The sequence below is a fragment of the Thalassospira sp. UBA1131 genome, assembly GCF_002311515.1.
Classification (GTDB): Bacteria; Pseudomonadota; Alphaproteobacteria; order Rhodospirillales; family Thalassospiraceae; genus Thalassospira.
The window spans coordinates 40,135-48,290 of the sequence record NZ_DCAO01000004.1; the positions used below are offsets into that span (position 1 = coordinate 40,135).

Genomic DNA, 8,156 nt, shown 5'->3' on the forward strand with positions numbered 1-8,156 from the left:
GATGTCGCGAAGATATTTCGTCATGGCTGGTCACATATGACACCAGCCCAGCGCGATTTCGCAGCAAGGCAGCTTGACGAGATGTTGGACTGGTGTCTGACGCATTCGATGCGCAAGGATGGCAGTTTTGTCTTTGACGAACATTTTTATAATTCGCTTGAGTCCTGTCACTATTTCGGCGTTTCGTTTCTTGATGAGGTCGGCTATTTCAGGCCGCGCAAACGGTTCTGGACGGACCGGAAATTCCCCGAGGCCAGCCGGGTGCAGCATCATGTGATAGCCCGCTTGAATGAGTTCTGTCCGCAAAATCCAAGCGTCATCGCCGCGAAATGGAAGGCTGGAACGGATCTGAACCTTGCCGCGAAACAACCGGTATCGGCGGCAGAAACAGAACATCTTTCAAGGCGGCAGCGGCACAAGTTCCTTGTCAGTGCCGATACATCTGCAAGCTCTTTTAAAAACGATTGATGCCGCTATCTTCCAACCGTGACGGATCAAAACTAAAATGGCGTTGCAGCAGCAGTATTTTATCGGCGGGTCGGTTCTGCGCCATATCCTCGGCATGGCTTCGACAAGCATGCTTGCACTTGTTGCGATGGTGGCTGTCGATGCGCTTGACCTATTTTTCCTGAGCCTTCTGGGCGATGTCGATATTGTTGCCGCACTTGGCTTTGCCTGGCCCCTGATATTTTTCACGCTGGCGATATCGCTTGGAGTGTCGACGTCAATGACGGCGTTGGTGGCACGGGCCGAAGGGCTTGGCGACCGCGACCGCGCGCGCGTGATGGCAACGCATATTCTGCTTTTTGGTGTCGGTCTTTCGGTTCTGATGACAGCGGCGATTTGGTGGGGGGCGCCAAATATGCTTGCCTGGCTCGGCGCATCAGGCCGCGTTCATGAGCTTGCCACCAGTTATCTTCAGATCGTCATGCTGTGCCTGCCCATTCTGGTGCTTAGCATGGCATCCGGGGCGCTTTTGCGGGTGATCGGTGCCAAACAACGTTCGATGTGGGCCAAGATCGCAGGGGCGGTCACCAACGGTGTGCTTGATCCCATCTTCATTTTTGGTTTTGGCTGGGGTGTTGAAGGTGCTGCATGGGCCACCGTGATATCGCGCGTCGTGATCATGGTGATTGCGTTTTATGGCGTGCGCAATGTGCATAACATGCTGGGCCGTTTCAATCGTGCTGTATTCGCGCAAGATGTTCGCGAAATTGCCAGGGTCACCGTGCCGATCGGGCTGGCCAAAACCGGCCCGCCAATTGCCAGCGGTTTTATCATGGCATCAATGGCAAAGTTTGGGTCAGACGCCGTCGCGGCAATGGCGATCATCGAACGCATCGCGCCATTTGCCTTTGTCGGTTACATGGCCTTGCCCCAGGCTATCGGGCCGATCTTTGGACAGAACTTTTCCGCTAAACGCACGGATCGGGTGCGCGCCATCTGGCATTCGGTCTGGGGGCTGATTGTTGTCTATGGTCTGGTGGTGTCAGCACTGTTGTTTGTTTTGTCTGACCAATTGGCTGAACTGTTTCGCACCACACCGGAAACCGCAAACCTGCTGGGCCTGTTCTGTACGGCGATTGCGCCGCTTTACATGTTCCTCGGCCTGCAGTTTTCATCCCATACCTTCTTTAACGTCACCGGGCGGCCTAATCTTGCGATGCTTGCCGATCTTGCCAAGGAGTTTCTTGGCGTGATCCCGCTCGTCTGGTTGGGCAGCATCTATTTCGGGGCCGTCGGGGTTTTGTGGGGGCAGGTCGCGGGTATTGTGTTGTTTGGTGCCTTGACCGGCATCGTCAGTTACAGGCTGGCGTGCCAAAAACCTCGCTCTGACCAATTGTTGCAATCGGGGCCACACAAGCCCGTGGTTGGCGGCGGGAACGCAGGGTGATCTGCGATCAGAAAGATCAGCTTTGTTTCTGATTACGGGCATCAAGCGTCATCAAAAGACACGGGCCCTTGGCGGTTTCATATTCCCGCCCGGCAACAAAACCAATGGACTCATAACACCGAATAGCACGTTCGTTTTCCGGATCGGGGTCTATCCCGATCATGGGCGCGCCACGTTCAAACAATTGGCGTGTCAGCATCTTTAGGAACATTTGTCCATGCCCGCAGCCCATCATGTCGGGCACGCCAATAAAGGCGTCCAGACAGCGGGTATGTTCGGGCAGGGGATCAAAATGCGCCTGTGGCCATTGATGGGCGTCGTAATGCTGGACAAAGGCAAAGGGGCGGTTGCGGTACGACACAATCAGGGTCGCCATTTCGGCCAGTTCGACATCTTCGGAAATCAGTTCAAGCTGTTCGGCCGGTTCGCCCCACCAGCGGATGACTTCGGGCACATGCAGCCAGCGGCCAATCATCGGCAGATCATTTGGGGTGGCCCGTCTGAAGCTGTATTTTGACGGGCCCATCGATTAGTCCCCGGTCGTTGATCTTTTTGCTGCCAAGGCCATATTGACCTTCGATGCACTTGATTTTGCTATCTGATCACAAATCCAGCTTCCTGTCTCGGCAAGCTTTTCAAGATCGATACCGGTTTTGATGCCAAGCCCGTTCAGCATATAGACAACGTCCTCGGTCGCGACATTGCCACTGGCCCCCTTGGCATAGGGACAGCCACCCAGACCGGCGACGGAACTGTCAATTACGGCTACACCCATTTGCAGCACAGCAAGCAAATTGGCCAGCGCCTGACCATAGGTGTCATGGAAGTGTGCGGCGAGTTTTTCGGTCGGCACATGCCTGGTAACAGCGGCGATCATCGCCTGCGCCTTGGCGGGCGTACCTGTGCCGATGGTATCGCCCAGACTGATTTCATAGCAGCCCATGTCATAAAGCGCCTTTGCGACCTCGGCGACCTTTTCAGGCGCAATGTCGCCTTCATACGGGCAGCCCAGAACGCAGGAAACATATCCGCGTACTGAAAGGCCGGCGTCACGCGCCGCATCGGCCACCGGGCAGAAGCGATCAAGGCTTTCAGCAATCGAGCAATTGATGTTCTTTTGCGAGAAACTTTCCGATGCCGCACCAAATACCGCAACCTCGGTCGCGCCCGCGGCGATGGCTGCCTCAAGACCCTTCATGTTCGGGGCCAGCACCGGGTATGTCACACCGGCTTTACGGGTGATCTGGGCCATGACATCGGGCGCATCGGCCATTTGTGGCACCCATTTCGGGCTGACAAAGGCGGTGGCTTCGATCACGGATAATCCGGCATCATTCAGGCGATGGATCAACTCGACCTTGGTTGCGGTCGGGACCATTGCCTTTTCGTTCTGAAGCCCGTCACGTGGGCCGACTTCAATGATTTTGACGTGACTTGGCAGATCGGAAAGCAGGGCCATTATTCGGCCTCCTCAATCGCGATCAGTTCCGCGCCATCATCGACCTGATCCCCGACGCCAAAGAACACTTCCTTGATCGTGCCGGTGACGGGGGCGGAAATGGTGTGTTCCATTTTCATCGCTTCCATCACGACGAGCTTGTCCCCCGCCGTGACCGATTGACCGGCCTTTGCCATCACTGCGATGATCTTGCCCGGCATCGGTGCGGTGAGGCCACCACCGGTACCTTCGTTGCCACCAGCCGCGGCCAGCGGGTCAAAGATGTCGAGACGGTCCGAGCGACCATCACGGAAAATCATCAGACGATTGCCGTCACGAAGCACCGATGCGCGTTTGCGGACGTTATTGAAGCTGGCAACGATGGCGCCATTTTCATCATGCTCGGCACTGGCGATGATAGCGCTACCATCGGGCATATCGATGACATAGCCCTGATCGCGGTAATGCACCTTGACCAGCAGGTCCGATCCATCATGACGCAGGATCAGGTCATGGTGGTTATCGTCATTCAGCCGGAAACCGGCGGTGCTGTGCCAGGGCGAATAGGGATCGTTGCTTTGGGCGGCATAACGGGTGGCCTCGGCATCGCGGGTCAACAGGATATCAAGGGCGGCGAAAGCCAGGGCTTCGTTATCCGGTGTGCCGGGGGCCGGGATCAGGTCACCCTGATAGTTCGGGATAAACCCGGTTTCGACCTCACCGCGTTCAAAGGCCGGATGACGGGCGATATTGCCAAGGAATCCGGTATTTGTGGTGACACCAACAATCTGCACATCATTAAGCGCAGTCGCCATGCGACGGAGCGCGGATGGGCGGTCCACATCCCAAGCGATCAGCTTGGCGATCATCGGGTCATAATGGATCGATACTTCGCCGCCTTCATAAACGCCGGTATCAACGCGCACATGATCGGTTTCGCGCGGCATGCGCATATGAACAAGCTTGCCGGTTGCCGGCAGGAAATCATTCTGCGGGTCTTCGGCATAGATGCGGACTTCAAAGGCATGACCGTTGATCGAAAGGTCTTCCTGCGCCTTTGGCAGTTTTTCGCCGTCGGCCACACGCAGCTGCCATTCCACAAGGTCTTCGCCGGTGATTTTTTCGGTCACCGGATGTTCCACCTGAAGGCGGGTGTTCATTTCCATGAAATAGAACGCACCAGACGCATCAAGCAGGAATTCGACCGTGCCAGCCCCCTGATAGCCAATCGCCTTGGCGGCATCGACCGCGGCCTTGCCCATCTGGGCACGGAGGTCCTCGGTCATGCCAGGTGCCGGGGCCTCTTCAATTACTTTCTGATGGCGGCGCTGCAAGGAGCAATCGCGTTCAAACAGATAGACCGCATTGCCATGGCTGTCGGCAAAGACCTGAATTTCAACATGGCGCGGTTTGACGATCAGTTTTTCAATCAGGCAATGGTCATCGCCAAAGCTGCTGGCGGCTTCGCGTTTGCAGCTGATCAGCGCGTCCTTGAAATCGGATGCCTTTTCAACCGCACGCATGCCTTTGCCGCCACCCCCGGCGGATGCCTTGATCAATACCGGATAGCCGATCTTGTCAGCCTCTGTTGCCAGAAGGTCGGGGTCTTGATCTTCGCCGTGATAACCCGGCACCAGCGGCACACCGGCCTTGCCCATGATTTTCTTGGCTTCGGATTTCGACCCCATGGCGCGGATCGCACTTGCCGGTGGGCCGACAAAAACACAGCCTGCCTTTTCCAGCGCATCGGCAAAACCGGCATTTTCCGACAGGAAGCCATAGCCCGGATGAACCGCATCAGCACCCGATTGCGCGATGACTTCAAGCAGCCGGTCGGTGCGCAGATAGCTGTCCTTGGGGGCAGGCGCGCCAATGTGATAGGCCTCGTCGGCGTGTTTGACATGCAGGGCATTGGCGTCGGCATCGGAATAAACGGCGACCGTGGCAATTCCCATGCGACGGGCGGTCTTGATCACGCGGCAGGCGATCTCACCGCGGTTGGCGATCAGAAGTTTGCGCGGCATGTTATTTCTTGCTCCAGTTCGCGGGACGTTTTTCCAGAAAGGCACCGACACCTTCGCGGCCCTCGGCACTTGCGCGTTGATCGGCAATGCGTTGGGCGGTGTCATCAATCACGGCATCTGAAATCGGTTTGTTGGCAACCGCGTAAATCAGGTTCTTGGCCGCGTGCATGGCATCCGGGCCATTGGCCAGCAGAAGCTTCGCCATTTCCTGCCCACGGGCAGCCAAGTCATCGGTCGTGGTGATTTCATGCACCAGCCCGATCTGTTGGGCAGTTTTGGCATCAAACCGTTCGGCGGTCAGGAAATAACGCCGTGCCTGATTAACCCCGATGGCCTCCACCACATAGGGTGAAATCACCGCCGGGATTAGGCCCAGCTTGACTTCGGACAGGCAGAAGCTTGCGCGATCGGACGCGATCACGATGTCACAGCACGCCGCCAGACCAACCCCGCCACCAAAGGCTGCCCCGTTAACCAGTGCAATGGTTGGCTTTGAGGCAAAGTTCAAAACCTTCATCAGTTTGGCGAGCGCGCGGGAGTCAGCAAGGTTTTCGGCATGGCTATAGCCCGCCATGCGCTTCATCCAGTTAAGATCCGCACCAGCCGAGAAGCTTTTGCCAGCCCCGGTCAGGATGATCACCCGAACAGCCGGATCGGCATCAAGGGCTTCGATCTTGGCGGTCAGATCGTTGATAAGGACATCATCAAACGCATTGTGAATTTCGGGCCGGTTCAGCGTGATAGTCGCAACGCCATTGGCGGCGACTTCATAAAGTGCGGCATCAGAAATGTTATCGGTGTTTACATTGCTCATGACGGCCTCACATTCTGAACACGCCAAACCGGGTTTCTTCGACCGGTTTGTTAAGGGCGGCCGACAGGCCAAGGCCAAGCACCATGCGGGTATCAGCCGGATCAATCACGCCATCATCCCAAAGGCGGGCGGATGCGTAATAGGGGTGGCCTTGTTCTTCGTATTGATCGCGGATCGGGGCCTTGAACGCCTCTTGCTCGGCCTCCGGCCAGTGTTCGCCGCGCTTTTCGGCGGCATCGGCGCGAATTTGCGTCAAAACGTTCGCAGCCTGTTCGCCACCCATGACGGAAATACGGGCATTTGGCCACATCCACAGGAAGCGCGGGCTGTATGCGCGACCACACATGCCATAGTTGCCTGCACCAAAGGACCCACCGATCAGGACGGTGAATTTCGGTACATTTGCCGTGGCAACTGCGGTGACAAGCTTCGCGCCATCCTTGGCAATGCCGCCGCTTTCATATTTGCGGCCGATCATGAAGCCGGTGATGTTTTGCAGGAATACCAGCGGAATGCCGCGTTGTGCGCACAGTTCGATGAAATGCGCACCCTTAAGCGCGCTTTCGGAAAACAGGATGCCGTTATTGGCAATGATACCGACCGGATAGCCAAAGATACGGGCAAAGCCGGTAACAAGGGTCGTGCCATACTGTGCCTTGAACTCATCAAGCTCCGACCCGTCAACGATGCGGGCAATGATTTCACGCACGTCGTAGGGCTTTTTGGTGTCGGTCGGCACCACGCCGTAAATCTCGCGCGGGTCATAGGCCGGGGCGCGCGGTTCGGTCAATGTCAGGCCCGGATTTTTGGTCCAGTTCAGGTTTTTGACAACATCGCGTGCAATCGACAGCGCGTGGCTGTCATCCTGTGCATAGTGATCAGTTACACCGGATGTTTTGCAATGAACATCAGCGCCGCCAAGGTCTTCGGCCGAGACGACTTCACCGGTGGCGGCCTTCACCAGCGGCGGACCGCCGAGGAAGATCGTGCCTTGTTTGCGGACAATAATGCTTTCATCCGACATCGCCGGGACGTAAGCACCACCCGCGGTGCAGGACCCCATGACAACCGCGATTTGCGGGATGCCTTTGGACGACATGGTTGCCTGGTTAAAGAAGATGCGTCCGAAATGGTCGCGATCCGGGAACACATCATCCTGACGGGGCAGGTTGGCCCCGCCGCTATCGACCAGATAGATGCAGGGCAGGTTGTTTTCCAGTGCGATTTCCTGTGCGCGAAGATGCTTCTTCACGGTCATCGGGTAGTAGGAACCACCCTTGACCGTGGCGTCATTGGCGACAATCACGCATTCAACGCCTGAAACACGGCCGATACCGGTAATGATGCCGGCGGCCGGAACGTCTTCATCGCCATACATGCCATGTGCGGCAAGCTGCGAGAGTTCCAAAAACGGGGAGCCGACATCAAGAAGCTGGCGAATACGTTCACGCGGCAGCAATTTGCCCCGACCGGTATGGCGATCACGGGCGCGTTCACCGCCGCCCAGTTTGACCGCAGCGATTTGATCGCGCAAATCCGCAACCAGCTTTTCCATATGTTCGGCATTGTTGCGGAATTCTTCGGAACGGGCGTTCACCGCAGATTTCAGTACCGTCATCGTCCGTTTTCACCGTTTTTTTGTTATGGGCAAATCGGCCCGCGTGCAGGGTGTTTATGGCTGTTGTTATCGGTGAAGTTTACGTAAACGTCAATATTAAATCGGTATTTCAGTACCGAAATTAACTATATGCTATCAAATCACCCATAGCGTTTAGCGCATATGGGTTGTTTGCAGATGACCAGTGGTCGCCATAAAATCGCAGCCGATCCTTATTTTGATCGATCTTGTCTTGGGAATGCGGGCGAAAAAATAATGTCATACCGGACTTTGATCTGTTTGGTTTTTTGTTCATGTGTTGCTGCTGTTTTCGGACAAAGGTCCGCGCATGCGCAAGATACGCTTCATGAAATTCATTGGCTTAAGGC

General features: G+C 56.1%; 7 protein-coding genes and 1 pseudogene. 3 read left to right on the top strand and 5 right to left on the bottom strand.

Annotation, left to right across the window (positions count from 1 at the left end):
- Positions 1-468 (top strand): annotated as a pseudogene (locus B3Z49_RS00575) (hypothetical protein); the annotation flags it as partial.
- 37 nt (positions 469-505) lie between these two features.
- Entirely contained in the window at positions 506-1,894 is a 1,389-nt protein-coding gene (locus B3Z49_RS00580; protein WP_296987348.1) for an MATE family efflux transporter, read from the top strand.
- A gap of 16 nt (positions 1,895-1,910) precedes the next feature.
- Here B3Z49_RS00580 and B3Z49_RS00585 read toward each other — a convergent pair whose 3' ends face one another.
- The 5 genes from B3Z49_RS00585 to B3Z49_RS00605 are packed head-to-tail and all read right to left on the bottom strand — an operon-like array spanning position 1,911 to position 7,788.
- Complete coding sequence (locus B3Z49_RS00585) at positions 1,911-2,420, bottom strand: GNAT family N-acetyltransferase (RefSeq protein WP_296987351.1); 510 nt, start codon at positions 2,418-2,420, stop codon at positions 1,911-1,913.
- A 3-nt stretch (positions 2,421-2,423) separates the two neighbouring features.
- A complete protein-coding gene (locus B3Z49_RS00590) occupies positions 2,424-3,353 on the bottom strand; it encodes a hydroxymethylglutaryl-CoA lyase (RefSeq protein WP_296987353.1) in 930 nt (309 codons plus the stop codon).
- The gene (locus tag B3Z49_RS00595; protein WP_296987354.1) at positions 3,353-5,356 is read right to left on the bottom strand and encodes an acetyl/propionyl/methylcrotonyl-CoA carboxylase subunit alpha; all 2,004 of its coding nucleotides are present in this window, start codon (positions 5,354-5,356) and stop codon (positions 3,353-3,355) included. The genes B3Z49_RS00590 and B3Z49_RS00595 overlap by 1 nt, the downstream gene beginning before the upstream one ends.
- Before the next feature lies 1 nt (position 5,357).
- The gene (locus tag B3Z49_RS00600; protein ID WP_296987355.1) at positions 5,358-6,170 is read right to left on the bottom strand and encodes an enoyl-CoA hydratase/isomerase family protein; all 813 of its coding nucleotides are present in this window, start codon (positions 6,168-6,170) and stop codon (positions 5,358-5,360) included.
- 7 nt (positions 6,171-6,177) lie between these two features.
- Positions 6,178-7,788: a carboxyl transferase domain-containing protein gene (locus B3Z49_RS00605; RefSeq protein ID WP_296987356.1), complete on the bottom strand. Its 1,611-nt coding sequence runs from the start codon at positions 7,786-7,788 to the stop codon at positions 6,178-6,180.
- A gap of 177 nt (positions 7,789-7,965) precedes the next feature.
- Here B3Z49_RS00605 and B3Z49_RS00610 point away from each other — a divergent pair.
- On the top strand, positions 7,966-8,156 hold a 191-nt coding region (locus tag B3Z49_RS00610; protein WP_296987358.1), incomplete at its 3' end, for a hypothetical protein.